Annotated in this window: 12 protein-coding genes; 6 read left to right on the top strand and 6 right to left on the bottom strand. The window is 42.8% G+C overall.

Features of this window, described 5'->3' with window-relative positions; translation table 11 throughout:
* The gene (locus tag AC3IRT_RS06830; protein ID WP_489395646.1) at positions 1 to 1464 is read right to left on the bottom strand and encodes a mannitol dehydrogenase family protein; all 1464 of its coding nucleotides are present in this window, start codon (positions 1462 to 1464) and stop codon (positions 1 to 3) included.
* Positions 1465 to 1616: 152 nt separating this feature from the next.
* On the opposite strand from AC3IRT_RS06830, the gene AC3IRT_RS06825 reads away from it, so the two are divergent.
* Together AC3IRT_RS06825 and AC3IRT_RS06820 are read left to right on the top strand one after the other, a co-directional pair.
* Positions 1617 to 1973 (top strand): LacI family DNA-binding transcriptional regulator, encoded by a 357-nt coding sequence (locus tag AC3IRT_RS06825; protein ID WP_489395645.1) that lies wholly within the window; start codon positions 1617 to 1619, stop codon positions 1971 to 1973.
* On the top strand, positions 1964 to 2293 hold the full coding sequence (locus tag AC3IRT_RS06820; protein ID WP_489396113.1) for a substrate-binding domain-containing protein: 330 nt from the start codon (positions 1964 to 1966) through the stop codon (positions 2291 to 2293). Before AC3IRT_RS06825 ends, AC3IRT_RS06820 begins: the two co-directional genes overlap by 10 nt.
* A gap of 100 nt (positions 2294 to 2393) precedes the next feature.
* On the opposite strand, the gene AC3IRT_RS06815 is transcribed toward AC3IRT_RS06820, so the two are convergent.
* Positions 2394 to 5513 carry a basic secretory protein-like protein gene (locus AC3IRT_RS06815; protein WP_489395644.1) on the bottom strand — a complete coding sequence of 1040 codons (3120 nt, stop codon included), beginning with the start codon at positions 5511 to 5513 and terminating at the stop codon, positions 2394 to 2396.
* Positions 5514 to 5591: 78 nt separating this feature from the next.
* Positions 5592 to 7907 (bottom strand): transglycosylase domain-containing protein, encoded by a 2316-nt coding sequence (locus AC3IRT_RS06810; RefSeq protein ID WP_489395643.1) that lies wholly within the window; start codon positions 7905 to 7907, stop codon positions 5592 to 5594.
* Positions 7908 to 8127: 220 nt separating this feature from the next.
* Here AC3IRT_RS06810 and rpoN point away from each other — a divergent pair, with 220 nt between their 5' ends.
* Positions 8128 to 9591 carry an RNA polymerase factor sigma-54 gene (gene rpoN / locus AC3IRT_RS06805; protein ID WP_489395642.1) on the top strand — a complete coding sequence of 488 codons (1464 nt, stop codon included), beginning with the start codon at positions 8128 to 8130 and terminating at the stop codon, positions 9589 to 9591.
* Positions 9592 to 9610: 19 nt separating this feature from the next.
* On the opposite strand, the gene AC3IRT_RS06800 is transcribed toward rpoN, so the two are convergent.
* The 3 genes from AC3IRT_RS06800 to AC3IRT_RS06790 form a co-directional block, all read right to left on the bottom strand.
* Entirely contained in the window at positions 9611 to 10426 is an 816-nt protein-coding gene (locus tag AC3IRT_RS06800) for a ZIP family metal transporter (protein WP_489395641.1), read from the bottom strand.
* A 94-nt stretch (positions 10427 to 10520) separates the two neighbouring features.
* The gene (locus AC3IRT_RS06795) at positions 10521 to 10802 is read right to left on the bottom strand and encodes a GNAT family N-acetyltransferase (protein WP_489395640.1); all 282 of its coding nucleotides are present in this window, start codon (positions 10800 to 10802) and stop codon (positions 10521 to 10523) included.
* Between the two features lie 2 nt (positions 10803 to 10804).
* On the bottom strand, positions 10805 to 11233 hold the full coding sequence (locus tag AC3IRT_RS06790; RefSeq protein WP_489395639.1) for an SRPBCC family protein: 429 nt from the start codon (positions 11231 to 11233) through the stop codon (positions 10805 to 10807).
* A 156-nt stretch (positions 11234 to 11389) separates the two neighbouring features.
* Between AC3IRT_RS06790 and AC3IRT_RS06785 the strand changes: the two genes are divergently transcribed.
* From AC3IRT_RS06785 to AC3IRT_RS06775, 3 genes are read left to right on the top strand one after another with little or no spacing between them, the layout of a single operon-like run.
* Positions 11390 to 11755 carry a Spx/MgsR family RNA polymerase-binding regulatory protein gene (locus AC3IRT_RS06785; RefSeq protein ID WP_489395638.1) on the top strand — a complete coding sequence of 122 codons (366 nt, stop codon included), beginning with the start codon at positions 11390 to 11392 and terminating at the stop codon, positions 11753 to 11755.
* Positions 11756 to 11769: 14 nt separating this feature from the next.
* On the top strand, positions 11770 to 13728 hold the full coding sequence (locus AC3IRT_RS06780) for a M1 family metallopeptidase (protein ID WP_489395637.1): 1959 nt from the start codon (positions 11770 to 11772) through the stop codon (positions 13726 to 13728).
* Between the two features lie 2 nt (positions 13729 to 13730).
* The gene (locus AC3IRT_RS06775; RefSeq protein ID WP_489395636.1) at positions 13731 to 14426 is read left to right on the top strand and encodes a carboxypeptidase-like regulatory domain-containing protein; all 696 of its coding nucleotides are present in this window, start codon (positions 13731 to 13733) and stop codon (positions 14424 to 14426) included.
* The last annotated feature ends 63 nt before the right edge of the window (positions 14427 to 14489 follow it).

Raw genomic sequence — 14489 nt, 5'->3', positions numbered from 1 at the left:
TTATAGAATCGTTTTTAAAACCGCCATGGCTCCCTGCTCCTTAATAGCAGCGCAATAAGAAAAGTACAGCGTTTTGAAGTCTTTGGATGATGACAGCAAGCTATCTGTGAATGGTTTAAATTCAAGAAATTTCGATGGATCATCCGATTCGATATAAGGTAGATCAATCTCGGAGAGCCAAGGCTCAGCTATCTCATAATTTGCACCATGATCATCGATTTTATATTTCAGATAATGTCGATAGGTAGCAATGCCATAAGCTACTCGGCGGAGATCTTTTCCTTCTTCCACCATCTTATTAAGATTTGGCATAAGATAAACCGGGAACTTAGATATACCGTCAAAACATAAGCGGCTAACTTGATCACTCACTGAGCGATTAGCAAATCGTTCTAAAAGCGTCTTTTTATACTGATCCAAATCTGTATTTTCGGGAGTAGGCACATAAGGAGTGATATCAATATTCATGAAATCCGAAAGATATTGGTGTAGGTGCTCGTTTTGCATAGCTACATCTACTTTGCGATAACCAGACAGAAAAGCTGGATAAGAGAGTAGTGAATGTGAAGCGTTGAGTAAACTGAGCTTCATATTTTCAAACTGTGCTAGATCATCTGTAAACTCTACACCTACTCTTTCCCATGCCGGCCGGCCGGCCACGAAATTATCTTCGATCACCCATTGCACAAAATCTTCACAATAAACCGGAGCCAAGTCATTGAGCTGATTTTTGCTATTTAACCAATCTATATCTTGCGGAAGTGTAACTGGCGTGATCCGATCGACCATACTATTTGGGAAGGTAACTTTCTGCTCAACCCATTCTGCTAATTCTTGATCCTGAGCTTCGATAAAGGACGTAAATGCGCGCTTGGCTGTGTCACCATTGTGCTGCAGATTATCACACGAAAGCATTGTCAATCCCTCGATACCTGCTCGCATTCTTTTTCGTAAACCCGCCGCGACAAATCCAAATACAGTTTTAGGAGTTTCAAGATTTACTAAATCCTCTTGAATAGAAGCATTATCCATTTGAAAAGCACCATTAGTGCTATTGATATTGTAACCACCCTCGGTGATGGTTAGCGTAATAATTTTAGTATCGAGCGATGCTATTTTGTCTATCACAACTCTTGGATTTTCCACACCCCAAATCAAGTCGACCAATGAGTTGATTTCCTGCAATTCATCCTTACCGTCACGCCCACATATCGTGAGCGAATACCATCCGTCTTGTGCCTGTAGCGCGCGCACCAAATTCTCGTCATTAGGAAGCAATGCGATACCGCAAATACCCCAATCTCTCTGATCAGGATGAGCTAATAACAAGTTGGTATAATATTGCTGATGCGCTCTGTGAAAATTACCAACGCCAATGTGCACAATACTAGATTTTATGGCTATTCGGTCAACGCCAGTCTTAGCAACACCCGAAGGTTGCTGAATTATATTATGTCTAGTCATGGTTTATAATAGTTATCGGAAGTAAACATATTATTTTAAATGAAATCTTTTGTGATTAATCTCAAAGCAATCGATCCCAAAATCTGCAAACGATTGCAATTTGCCTATATGAACAATATAAGTTACATTTGGATTAACGAATTAAACCAAAAATGAAACAACCGACGCTGAAAGATCTTGCTAAGCAACTATTGCTATCCACCTCGACCGTCTCACGTGCCCTCTCCAACGACAAAAACGTTCGCAGAGAAACCCGCGAACAAGTGCAAGAAGCAGCAGAGAGAATGGGCTACAAACCTAATCGTGTAGCGCGAAATTTAAAATCTGGACGGTCTCATATGATAGGCGTAATTGTCCCCGAAATGGTTACCCCTTTCGCCTCCAGTGTACTAGAAGGTATTCAACATACTGTAGCAGATTTGGGATACCACATCATCATTGCGCAATCGGGAGAAGACCCTAAAATAGAACGAAAAAATTTAGTGATGATGCAGCAGGCATTCTACTAGATGCTAAACAGCCATTCGATGCTATTTTTGCCTTCACCGATACTTTAGCGATTGGCGCAATGAATTATTTGCGAGAGCGGGGCTGTAGTATTCCGCAAGATATTGCCATAGCGAGCTTTTCCGGGACAGCACTCTCTACAATCGTTAATCCGCAACTCACCACCGTTGAGCAGCCGCTACATAATATGGGAGCAAAAGCTGCGGAGCTATTACTGGGACTAATTGAGGGTTTAGAGCCTACTGAATATCAGGTAATACTAGATGCAACCTTACAATATCGTGGATCTACTGTCTCTCAACTTATCGACGATGTTGTATAGGCATTTTTAAATTGATTTCTAAAAAAAGTCGCCGTTTTTACAGCGAACTGCGTAAACGGCGACTCAAACAACCCTATTATGTAACTATTTGATATATAGACTACCAGCCTGGCGCAAAGTTTAATCCGAAGTGACCAAACTGCGAGCGACTACGCAATAATGGTATGGCATAATAAGGTTCTAATATCATCGCGCCAAACAAATTGACACGCATCGAGATACCAACACTGTACAATGGGGCACGCACTTGCGGATCATACTCATACAAAGATTCCCCATTCGGATTGTTGACCAAAATACGATCGGACTCGTTCTTGCTCCACCGCACCGTATTGCCGCGACTCCATGCTAAGCCAGCATCAAAAAACAGATTCAGGTCGGACCATAGGATCCCGGATTTGAACATCGCTAAACCTTCTGGACCAGTAAATGGTAATCGTACCTCAAAATTGGCTACAGCCATACGCGACCCCACCAAATCATTAAACGTGACGCGACCAGAAAGATCTTGAATACGCTCGTAACCACGCATTAGAAAAGGATAGCCAATATACAATCCTTGAAAGCGATCTTCGCCCTCGCCTACACGCATATAAGAATAAACACGTGCTGCTAATGTAATAGGCTTGAGACGTTCATAACGACGATAATCGAAATTATACACTTGGAAATTGTATTCTCCAAAACTTTGGCCAACGGTCATCCGATAACGGTAACCTTGTAGCGGCGCTGCAATGCCAAAAACCGTATTGTCGCCAATAAAACCAGCCGTGACCTGCGGCATCGCAAACGATTCTAAATTCCCTAATCCCAATCGCATGGCGTCGTCGGCACTCATGGCACGGCGATCGCTAATGCCGGTGCTACGACCAAAGCGCCAATGCTCAGCTCTAAATCCATACCGCGCGTAGGCCGCTCCCACTTCGAAGCGATGATTGCGGTTGAATGGGTAGGCCACGAAACCTTCTAATTGCGTTTGGAACTGACGCATCAAGTAAGTATTCTCTACCAACTCATTGCCCTGCCCCAAATCTTGTTCATTGAACTCCGTAAATCCGTAGCGGAAAGGAATATGCGACGCAGAAAAACCCCAATTCCAGCGACTTTGCTGATTAATATAAGCGACTTGACCACCAAAATCATAAATCTCGCCATTGACCGTAAGCGCGCCCATTATCTGATTATAGCCCAATATATCAGAGAATGTTCCGAATACGCCGCCAGCCATACCGGCACCATAGCGGTTACCGACAGCCATCCCCATACCAGTGTTGGTCAGGTAATCCAACTTAAATTGTGGTCGATAAGGTGTTGGGTTGATCTGTGAAGATGAAATACGTTGATACGCATTAAAATTTCTCAGATTATAGTTTACGACATCCACCCCACGATCTTCATCTGGAAATAGCATTGCCGCCTTAAAATCGACCACTTGATGATCTACCGGCACGGGCTCAAAAGCGGAGGCATTGGCACGATACACACTGTATTCATTGTTTTTGAAGAAAGAATATACAATCTCGTCTTGTGCCGAAATACTCATCGCGGGCGAATATTCCGTAATACCACTGATGCCCGTAAAGTAATCGGTGAGCCGCTCCACTTGCTTAGATACCAATTGAATCCGGTACATATTGCGAAAGCCATCGTTGTTCGATAGGAAATAGACCGCTGATCCATCTGCCGAAAAATGTGGATTGAGGTTATTCGCACCTGAAAAGATATCTAGATTTTTCAAGGTGCTTTCCTGCAAGTCGTAGATCGCCAAACTCATTGGAATATCAACCGAACGGTTATCGGATTGCAACGCGACGCGATCGGTGCTGAATACGATGTACCGGCCATCACGCGAAAAGCTGGGCTGCACATCGGAGTAATAATCATCCATTAATTGCACGAGTTTCTTACTGGATAAATTGTAAGTATAGATATCGCTTTGTCCATTTTTGAGCCCAGAGAAAGCGACTGTCTCACCATCGGGAGACCAACTTACATTGGCAAATTGTGCAATGCCTTCCATCTCTATCAAACCCATTTGCTTTCGTTTCTCGACATCGATGATCATCAACTTATTCTTACCTTGGTTGAATACGCCGAAAGCGAATCGTTTGCTATCTGGCGAGAAAGCACCTGCAGATTCGATAAAACTGAAGGCATCTATATCCTTATTTGTCTGCCTACTACCTAGTTTCTTAAGTACCTGACCGGTTCTGGCATCGGCTAGAAAGAGGTCGATTCCGAAAAGATCTAGCTCGGACAAAAAGGCCACATATTTCCCATCTGGTGAAATGGTTGGTGACACATTCATGCGGCCGGCATTAGATCGTGTCAACAGTGGTGTACCAATTGGACGTGTGGTCGTATCTTTTCCAAGTTTACGATAGGTATCTTCCATCGAATTCTTCCAAAGCGTAGAAATGGTCTGCGCATCGTATCCAAATACGCGCTTCATCCCTGTTTCGTAACCATATTTAGCCGACTCAATAAACATAGGCATAATCACCGTATCGCCATACGTAGCACCTATGAACGCTAAAAATGATTGTCCATAACGGTATGGAAAATAACGGTGAGACTGCTGAGTCATCTGTTGTAAAGACGGGAAATCCTTTCTAGCATACGCATCACGCATCCACATCGAGGTAAACGCATCTTTCTTGCCGATAGAGAAGTACTCTGCCATACCTTCTACCATCCACAAAGGTAAGTTCCCGATATTTTCTAACCGCGTACTATCATTGCCTTCGATCAGCATACGGTACTGGAAGGCGTGCACTAATTCGTGGCCCAGTACGTGGCGTGTCTGGTGATTGGATTGCGCGATGGGCATCACGACACGTTGCTTGAATGCTTCGGTAAAGCCTCCGGTACCTTCACCAATTTCACCCATTGTGGCGGTAGTCTGTTGAAATTCGGGATGGTTATTATAGAATATAATTGGATTTTTGCGCAGGAATGTATCTTGAAAAACTTGCTGATGCATCTCGTACCATACTTCTGATTCTTTTGCCAACCAATGCATCATCGAATCATTATTTAAGTAATAGTAAACGTTGAAGTGAGGCGTGTCATACACCTTGAAATTCAACTTCTTATAACGCATTTTATTCTGTCCGAAATACTGACTCATTCCGACAGAAGGCGCAAGCAAACAAAACACAAATCCCAAAAGCACAGGGATAAGGGAACGATGGCGAATCATATCATTTATATATTTCATAATATAAGGATCGACCTGTGACAACAGATCAACTAAAATGCACTATGTATGACATAGCGAGCTCACGAGAAAACGCTATTAGAATTCTGGTCCGATAATATCCGGAAAAGTAATTTCCTCAAAATCTGGCATCTCCATATCAAATTCCTCCAGCTCTGTACTAACCGAATCAGTCTGTACTCGAATTCTAGGACTTGGGCAAAGATAGTTTTTTTTGATATCCACACTCGCTTCAGGAAACTTACCAAAGGTAACACCCAATTCTGGATGTTTGTATAATTCTTCCATAAAAGAAGCATAAATCGGCAATGCCGTTTTAGATCCTTCTCCATTCGCTGAGCTAGTGAAATGTATACTTTGCTCATCGCAACCTACCCATACGCCTGCTACTAAATCTTTTGTGACGCCCATGTACCAGCCATCCACATAATCAGAAGAAGTACCTGTTTTGCCACCGATCTCGTTATTGTCGCGAAACAGATCCCACTCCCACAATGCTTGCGAAGTACCGCCCGGTTCTTCGAGCGTTCCGCGCAACATATAGCTCATTAACCAAGCATTTTCTGGAGAGATAGCTTGTTTTTGTTCCGACTTAAATTCTGCCACCACGCGCCCATTAGCATCGACAATCTTAGAAACCAACACGGGTTCCGTACGTTTTCCTTTATTCATAAACGCGGCATAAGCACGTACCATCTCAAAAACAGATACATCATTAGAGCCCAACCCTACCGAAGGCACAGAGGCCAGCGGACTCGTAATACCGAGATTGTGCGCCATCTTTACCACATTGTCCCAACCTACATCATTGGTAATCTGTGCCGTTACGCTATTGAGCGAACGAGCCATGGCCCAACGAAGCGACATCTGTTGATGAGAAAAATTCCAATCCGCATTCTTCGGTTCCCAGATTTCGTTTTCATTCTTATTATTTACAAACTCAATTCGCACCGGCTTATCTTCATACTTATCACAAGGTGCCATTCCAGATTCTAATGCGGTCATATACGCAAAAGGTTTGAAGGTAGAACCTGCCTGACGGCGAGCTTGATTCACGTGGTCGAACTTGTAAAAACGATGATTGATTCCACCAATCCATACTTTGACTTCACCCGAATACGGATCCATAGCCATCATGCCCATATTCAGCATTGTGAGATAATGTTGTAAGGAATCCATGGTGGATAATTCTTTCTTTTCCATTCCATCCCAGGTAAAGACATTCATCTCTTTGGTTTGGCGCATAATGTTGAACACCTGCTCTTCATCATTACCGTGTTGTTCCATCAAGGCTTTAAAGATTGGCAGATTCCGCGCCTGATCTTCCAAGAAGTTAGGCACAACTACCCCGCTTTTATCACGCCAAGGTGTTTTATTACGCCACACATTGTCAAACCTATTTTGTAGTTCACGCATCCTGTCCGTCATATTATCCTCTGCGATGCGTTGCATGCGAGAATCGATGGTCGTATAGATTTTAAGACCACTCGTGTAGATATCGATGTTGTTTTCTTTAGACCATGTGTCCAACCATTTCTCCACTGCGGTACGCAGATACGAATCGTTGGAGCTAGATACATCATTGTAATTTAAGTTTAAGCCCAGAGAATCTTGCACCAGTTGCTTATGTTCTGCCTCGCTTAAATATCCCTCTTTGAGCATCTGGCCAAGCACGACATTTCTGCGTTTAAAAGCATTTTTAGGATTGCGGATCGGATTATATAAAGTAGTCGCTTTCAGCATCCCAATCAGTACTGCTGCTTCTCTGTCTACAATTTGGGAAGGTAGTTTATTGAAATAGCGGAGCGAAGCAGATTTAATGCCGTAGGCATTATTACTAAATGAAACCGTATTCAGATACATCGTAATGATTTCCCGTTTAGAATAGCGGCTTTCTAGCTTGAAGGCGGTCATCCACTCCTTGTACTTCGTAATCAGGATACCGACACCAGGAATCCGACCTAATAGTCCTTGCGACTCTTGGTAACGTGTTTTATAGAGATTTTTGGATAATTGTTGGGTAATGGTACTTCCACCGCGATCACTACCGCGTAAGGTAGATACAACACTACCGACAAGACCGCGAAAATCTACGCCACTGTGCTGATAGAATCGGACATCTTCTGTTGCGATCAAGGCATCTAAAATGGCTGGCGAAATACTATCAAATGCAACCGGGTCACGATCTTCTCGAAAGTAGCGACCAATTAAGACCGAATCGGCGGTATATAACTCAGAACTAACGTTTAACGTAGGCAAGACAATATCTGTCTTGGTCGGTGAATAACCAAATAATCCAAGAAAATTGAGCTGTATAGCACAGGTGAATAGAATAACGGCATATACTAGAATTAATATCCATCGTAAAACCTGATTTTTCACTCTTTTAAACATGTGGTAAAAATGGGTAATTTGTTTGATAAACTGCGATTCAATATTAAAAAAAGATCTGCTCTACCCTAGTAATTTAAGGCTTTTTAACAATTAGAATGGGCAAAGTCAACAAAAAGATAGCGCCGCAGCAATAATTGTACCTAAATAAGTATTTTACGCAATCACCCTAACTATTGTGGTATAAATTAGCTATTTTTACAACATCAAACGAATCCATCTAATGTTAAAGCAGACCTTACAACAAAAACTTTTACAAAAACTATCGCCCCAGCAGATTCAGTTTATCAAGCTGCTGCAGGTGCCGACGGTTTCATTAGATGCACGCATAAAGGAAGAACTCGAGGAGAATCCAGCATTGGAAGATGGCAGTCTAACCAATATGAATGAACCTGCCGAAGAATACCCAGACCGCGACCCAGATGATAATTTTGAAATGGAGGAGCGTTCTACGGAAGAAGAATTTAGCGTAGAAGAATACATACAAGAAGACGATTTTAACGATTATAGCTCCTCTTATTCTGGTGATGATGAGGATGACCGCAAAGAAATTCCGGTTGCTATACAGGATTCATTTTATGAAAATCTACGCAACCAATTGGATCTTTTGGCGCTGAGCGACAAATTATATCAGATTGGATTACAGATAATTGGAAGCCTTGATGATGACGGGTACTTAAGGAGACCAATACATTCTTTAATTGATGATTTGGCCTTCTCGCAGAATGTGATTGCCGAAGAAGCAGATGTTTTAGAGATCTTGCAAGTCGTGCAAGAGTTTGATCCTGCCGGAGTCGGTGCCAGAAATCTGCAAGAATGTTTGCTGATCCAACTTCGAAGAAAAGACACGACCAATCCTATCATTCAGAAGGCGGTGATTGTGATCGAAAAATACCTTGAAGAGTTTATTAAAAAGCATTACGACAAAATTGAGAAACAGCTCGGTGTAGACTCAGCAGAGCTTCGGGAGATCTTCGCGGAGATCTTGAAGTTGAATCCGAAACCGGGCGATTCGGGCGCTGTAGCGGGCAAGCAACTGCACGTGATTCCTGATTTTCACATTTCTAACAACGATGGTGTGTTGCACCTAACCTTGAACGGTAGAAATGCACCAGAATTGCGCGTATCTCGATCGTACCAAGAGATGTTTGCACATTATGAAAAGGCAGAAAAGAATGACAAAAAAATGAAAGATGCGGTGCAGTTTGTGAAACAAAAGCTTGATTCTGCCAAATGGTTTATTGATGCAATCAAACAGCGACAGCAAACGCTTTTAAAAACCATGAATGCCATTATGGAATATCAATATGATTACTTCCAGAAGGGCGATGACCGCATGCTGAAGCCAATGATCTTAAAAGATATTGCCGAACGTATAGAAATGGACATTTCTACCGTTTCGCGCGTGGCGAATTCCAAGTATGTGCAAACCGAATTTGGCACTTTTTTACTTAAATCCTTTTTCTCAGAAGCCATACAGACGGATTCTGGTGAAGAGGTTTCTAACAAAGAAGTGAAGAAAATCTTAGAAGAATGTATCGCAAACGAAGATAAGCGTAAGCCATTGGCAGACGAGAAGCTGACGGACATTCTGAAAGAGAAAGGTTATTCTATTGCCCGACGTACGGTGGCTAAATACCGCGAAGCCATGAATATCCCCGTGGCACGGCTACGCAAAGAACTGTAATACCAAGATGTATTGGATGTTAGCCAAGCGCGACATCCAATACCATCATCACAACAAATCCCAGTACAAATCCTAAGATCGGTACATCGGAATGTCCTTCTGCCTGTGTTTCGGGCACGACTTCTTCGATAACGACAAAAATCATTGCGCCAGCAGCAAATGCCAACGCATACGGAAGCAATGGCACAAAAAAGCCAACAGCGACAACACCGAGCACAGCAAAGATCGGCTCTACAATTGCCGATAGCTGACCATAAGTAAAACTTTTCCACCGACTCAATCCCATTCGTCGCAGCGGCATCGCGACAGCCACTCCTTCTGGAAAATTTTGCAAACCAATACCAATCGTCAGCAATACTGCTCCCGTAATAGTGGCATCACCCAATCCGTAGGCTACGCCTCCAAAAAGCACGCCTACAGCCAAGCCCTCTGGAATATTGTGCAATGCAATTGCAATAACTAATAAAGTAGTACGGTGCAAGGAAGATTTTGGCCCTTCTGATTTAGAGAAATTAATGTGTAAATGCGGCATCAACTTATCTAACCCAAAAATAAATAAGGCACCGGCCACAAAACCGATCGCCGCGGGCATGACTTTCTTAAAACCTTCGCCAGCACTCATCTCAATTGCGGGTTGTAACAGACTCCAGAAACTAGCGGCAATCATGACACCACCCGTGAATCCCAACATCATGTTTAAAAACTTGCGATTGATCTCCTTAAAAAAGAAAACCAAAGCAGCACCTAGAGCGGTAACGCCCCAGGTAAACAAACCAGCAAATAAAGCCGCTACTAAAGGATCTAGTGAGGCGAAATATGAAACTATATCATCCATTATATTATTCGGGAGCCAATTCTAAAATCTGTAAGCTTACAAAGAAAACAAAAAAAGTGAGTCATGCTCACTTAAATCACAGAAATTATCACGTTTAAGCACGTACATCGGCATAAGAATCATTTTTATCAAACTCAGCAAGCGCAAATGGACACTGGGGAATGATTTTCCAATTCTCTGCCCGCGCTATGGCTACCACCTCAGCGATGAGTACTTTTCCGACACCTTTACCCCGCGCAAAGGATTCTACCTCTGTATGATCTATAACAATTTCATTATCAGTACGCGAAACGTACGTGACCTCACCATATTGTACATCATCCTCCAGAGCCAGAATAATTCCGTCTTTACCTTTCGGTATATATTTAAATTCCATGTTTATTTTTCTAAATAGTCTGCTAATGAACGCTTCAAAATATTATTCCACCCCGAATCAAAACTATCTACCGTGAACGCGTCTCCACCCTCTTTGTGATTAAGAAGATGCTCGTGCACCAACCGCACAGAGGTCACTGCACCACGAGGGATGAGTTCCCAAGTGACGACGGACTCGCCAATTTGCAAATCTGGATAGCTCCAAGTGTATTGCAAACGCTTTTTATCTTTCGCATCTAAAATTTTACAACGATGCAGAAACATGCGTTTATGCCCTAATTTGTGGAACTCAAATTCTGTCCCTTGCTCCGCCGAGAAGTTGGGCACATCAAAACACCATTCCCGAATCTGATCCGGTTCAGTTAATGCCAGCCATACACGTTCTACGGGCGCATTGTAGGTTACTTCGAGGTGAATAGTATCTAGATGCATCTGTTCAAAATTTCTTATTAAAATACAAATTTTATTCGGGATTTATAATCAAATTATGTTTTTGTACCTGGTTATTTACTGCATAAACAAATAACCCATCAACAAGTTTTATGCGCGCTTATATCCATATAAACGATTATTTAATATCTTTATGACATGACAGCATCCAATAATTCTCCTTTACATGTTTACGGCATCAAAAATTGTAGCACCGTAAAAAAAGCACTGGATTGGCTCACGCAACATAACAAACCTTTTGTTTTTCACGATTTCAAGAAAGAGCAAGCCACTGTTAGTCAGTTGGCAGCGTGGGAAAAACATGTTTCTTACGAAACATTATTAAATAAAAAAGGTACGACTTGGCGGAAGCTCGAGACCGAAGTGCAGCAGCAAATCGTGGATGCACCTTCGGCGAATGAAATTCTTGCTGTTCACAATAGCATGATTAAACGTCCGGTCATCGAACATGCATCGGGCTTGATCGTCGGATTCGACGAAAAAACTTACGAAACAACCTTATAGAAAAGCGCATACGAATGAATAAACTATTATCCTGTGTAGCCATGGCTGGGATGGCCATCAGCACTTTTACGCTTCAAGCACAGCAGACTACGGAGTCGCTGTACAATTATACAGAAGCTTTCCATCCTATCTTTTATAATAATAATGGATCTGTGTATCGCTCCGCAAGCGGCCGTCCTGGTCACAGCTATTGGCAGAATGCCGCGAGTTATGATTTGAAGGTTCGTTTAGACGATCAGGCTAACAGAATTTCGGGTCAAGTGACGATCACTTACACCAATAATAGTCCGGATGCCTTGGATTTTATATGGCTGCAATTGGATCAAAACCTTTTTGAGCCAAATTCTGTCGGACAAGCAGTGGTACCTCTTTCTAATAGTCGCTATGGCAGTGCTGGTAACGACTTCAAAGGCGGATATGAGATTGCTTCTGTCGGTATAAATGGGCAAAACGACACTAAATATACAATTAACGACACGCGCATGCGTGTTGACTTGGCAAAGCCATTAGCAGCAAACGGTGGAAAGACCACGCTGACGATTGAATACGCGTACAATATACCGATGTATGGTGCAGATCGTACTGGAATATTGGAGACAAAGCAGGGTAATATTTATGCTATCGCGCAATGGTATCCACGCGTGTACGTATATGATGATGTGCAAGGTTGGAATACAATTCCTTATACGGGGCCGGGTGAGTTTTATTGCGAATACGGAGATTTCAACCTAGAGATCACCGCGCCGGCAGAACATATTGTGGTAATGGGTGGCGAATTGTTGAACCCACAAGACGTATATACGAGTGAGCAATTCACTCGCTACAAAGACGCTCAAAAGAGCGACAAAACGGTGATGATTCGCAGCGCTGCCGAAGTGTCCAATAAACAATCGCGGCCAAGTGGTAAGAAAGAACTAACCTGGAAATACCGCTTAGAAAACGCACGCGACGTAGCTTGGGCTTCCTCTAAGTCATTCATCATCGATGCTGCGAAGATCAATTTGCCTAGCGGCAAAACAGCATTGGCTATGTCAGCATATCCTGCAGAAAGTAATGGTGCCAATGCTTGGGAGCGTTCTACGGAATACACCAAAGCGTCGATCGAGTATTATTCTAAAAAATGGTTTGAATATCCCTACCCCGTCGCTGTCAATGTAGCATCTAATGTCGGTGGTATGGAATATCCTGCTATTTCTTTCTGTTCTAGCCAAGCAAAAGCAGGCAGCTTGTGGGGCGTTACGGATCATGAGTTCGGACACAACTGGTTTCCGATGATCGTGGGTAGCAACGAACGCCTACACGCTTGGATGGACGAAGGATTTAACACCTTCATTAACGATCTTTCTACAGCCGCGTTCAACAATGGCGAATATGAGCGCCGGATGGGTGATCGCAATAGCATGACAGCGGCTTTTGCTGTACCAGGATTGGAGCCAATCATGAGTTCACCTCAAAATATGCGCGAGCGTAACTTAGGAATTCTAGCATATTACAAACCCGGTTTTGGTTTGCGGTTATTGCGTGATGAGATCATTGGCGCAAAACGTTTTGATGCCGCATTCCGAGCATATATACATGCTTGGGCTTTCAAGCATCCAACACCAGAAGATTTCTTTCGCACGATCGAAAATGAAACGGGTGAAAATCTAGCCTGGTTTTGGCGTGGTTGGTTTCAGCACAACTGGTTGTTGGATCAAGCGATTGATGAAGTGCGGTACGTAGAATTATCGCCAGAAAAAGGCGCCATTATCAAGATCAGCAACTTACAAAAATTAGCTCTACCCGTTGTCGTTGAAGCGACAACCGAGAGTGGAAAAAAAATACGTAAAAAATTGCCTGTAGATATCTGGGAACGAAACAAAAGCTGGTCATTTGCGTTAGAAACTACAGAAAGATTGACGTCAGTAACTATCGATCCGGATCATGTGTATCCCGATATTAATCAAGAAAACAATACTTGGAGAGCCAACTAAAAATGAAAAGAACGTATTTATCAATTACCATCATGGCAATTGTATTCCTGACCTCTGGGCTTCATGCTATTGGTCAGGAATTAAAGGGTGTAGTGTATGACCTCGAAAGTAGCAATAAGCTACGCGGCATATTAGTCAAAAACCTGAGCACTAATAAGCAAACAGAGACGGATAGTGACGGTAATTTCAAAATTGAAGCGAAGACCAATGATTATCTACGTCTATCAGGTGGAGGTTACGAAGCGGATACGATCTTTATCTACGAAGAAGCACTTCGTCGCGTTTATCTAGTAAGAGATCAGGAAACTTTGGTGATCAATGAAGTATACGTTACCCGATTGTCAGATAGTCGGTTAGCATCAGAAATTGCACGCGCCAAAAATGATGGGAAAGCTGCGGAAGCAAGCCAGCAGCGTGGCGGACTTCGGGTCTCACCTTCTCGACTGTTTGGAAGACGCGGTAAGCAAGCACGTAGCAATTTGGATATTCTGATTGCAGAACGAGACAACCGCACGGTCGATCGCGTGTTCACCAATCAATTGATTCGCTCCATGACTCCGCTTACTGATGATGAAATTCCATTATTTCGGGATGGTTACAGACCAAGTTTATCATTTATTCAAAGCGCCAGTCCGGAAGACTTAAGAATCTATATCAGTGAATCTTATACCGAATACAGAAAAGAGAATCCCAAATAAATATAGGGGCGCAGAGAGAAAATTGAAAAAGATATTTGCAATTGTCTTGGAAAAACGTACCTT

It is taken from the genome of Sphingobacterium sp. KH_072 (assembly GCF_057837975.1).
The sequence above is the reverse complement of the archived record's forward strand: the minus strand, read 5'-3'. Positions and strand labels throughout refer to the sequence as shown.

Excerpts from the sequence above, each read along its gene's own strand:
- AC3IRT_RS06790 (WP_489395639.1), bottom strand. The coding sequence starts at position 11,233 with ATGCATCTAGATACTATTCACCTCGAAGTAACCTACAATGCGCCCGTA.
- rpoN (WP_489395642.1), top strand. The coding sequence starts at position 8,128 with ATGTTAAAGCAGACCTTACAACAAAAACTTTTACAAAAACTATCGCCC.
- AC3IRT_RS06815 (WP_489395644.1), bottom strand. The coding sequence starts at position 5,513 with ATGAAATATATAAATGATATGATTCGCCATCGTTCCCTTATCCCTGTG.
- AC3IRT_RS06795 (WP_489395640.1), bottom strand. The coding sequence starts at position 10,802 with ATGGAATTTAAATATATACCGAAAGGTAAAGACGGAATTATTCTGGCT.
- AC3IRT_RS06785 (WP_489395638.1), top strand. The coding sequence starts at position 11,390 with ATGACAGCATCCAATAATTCTCCTTTACATGTTTACGGCATCAAAAAT.
- AC3IRT_RS06825 (WP_489395645.1), top strand. The coding sequence starts at position 1,617 with ATGAAACAACCGACGCTGAAAGATCTTGCTAAGCAACTATTGCTATCC.
- AC3IRT_RS06800 (WP_489395641.1), bottom strand. The coding sequence starts at position 10,426 with ATGGATGATATAGTTTCATATTTCGCCTCACTAGATCCTTTAGTAGCG.
- AC3IRT_RS06780 (WP_489395637.1), top strand. The coding sequence starts at position 11,770 with ATGAATAAACTATTATCCTGTGTAGCCATGGCTGGGATGGCCATCAGC.
- AC3IRT_RS06810 (WP_489395643.1), bottom strand. The coding sequence starts at position 7,907 with ATGTTTAAAAGAGTGAAAAATCAGGTTTTACGATGGATATTAATTCTA.
- AC3IRT_RS06775 (WP_489395636.1), top strand. The coding sequence starts at position 13,731 with ATGAAAAGAACGTATTTATCAATTACCATCATGGCAATTGTATTCCTG.
- AC3IRT_RS06830 (WP_489395646.1), bottom strand. The coding sequence starts at position 1,464 with ATGACTAGACATAATATAATTCAGCAACCTTCGGGTGTTGCTAAGACT.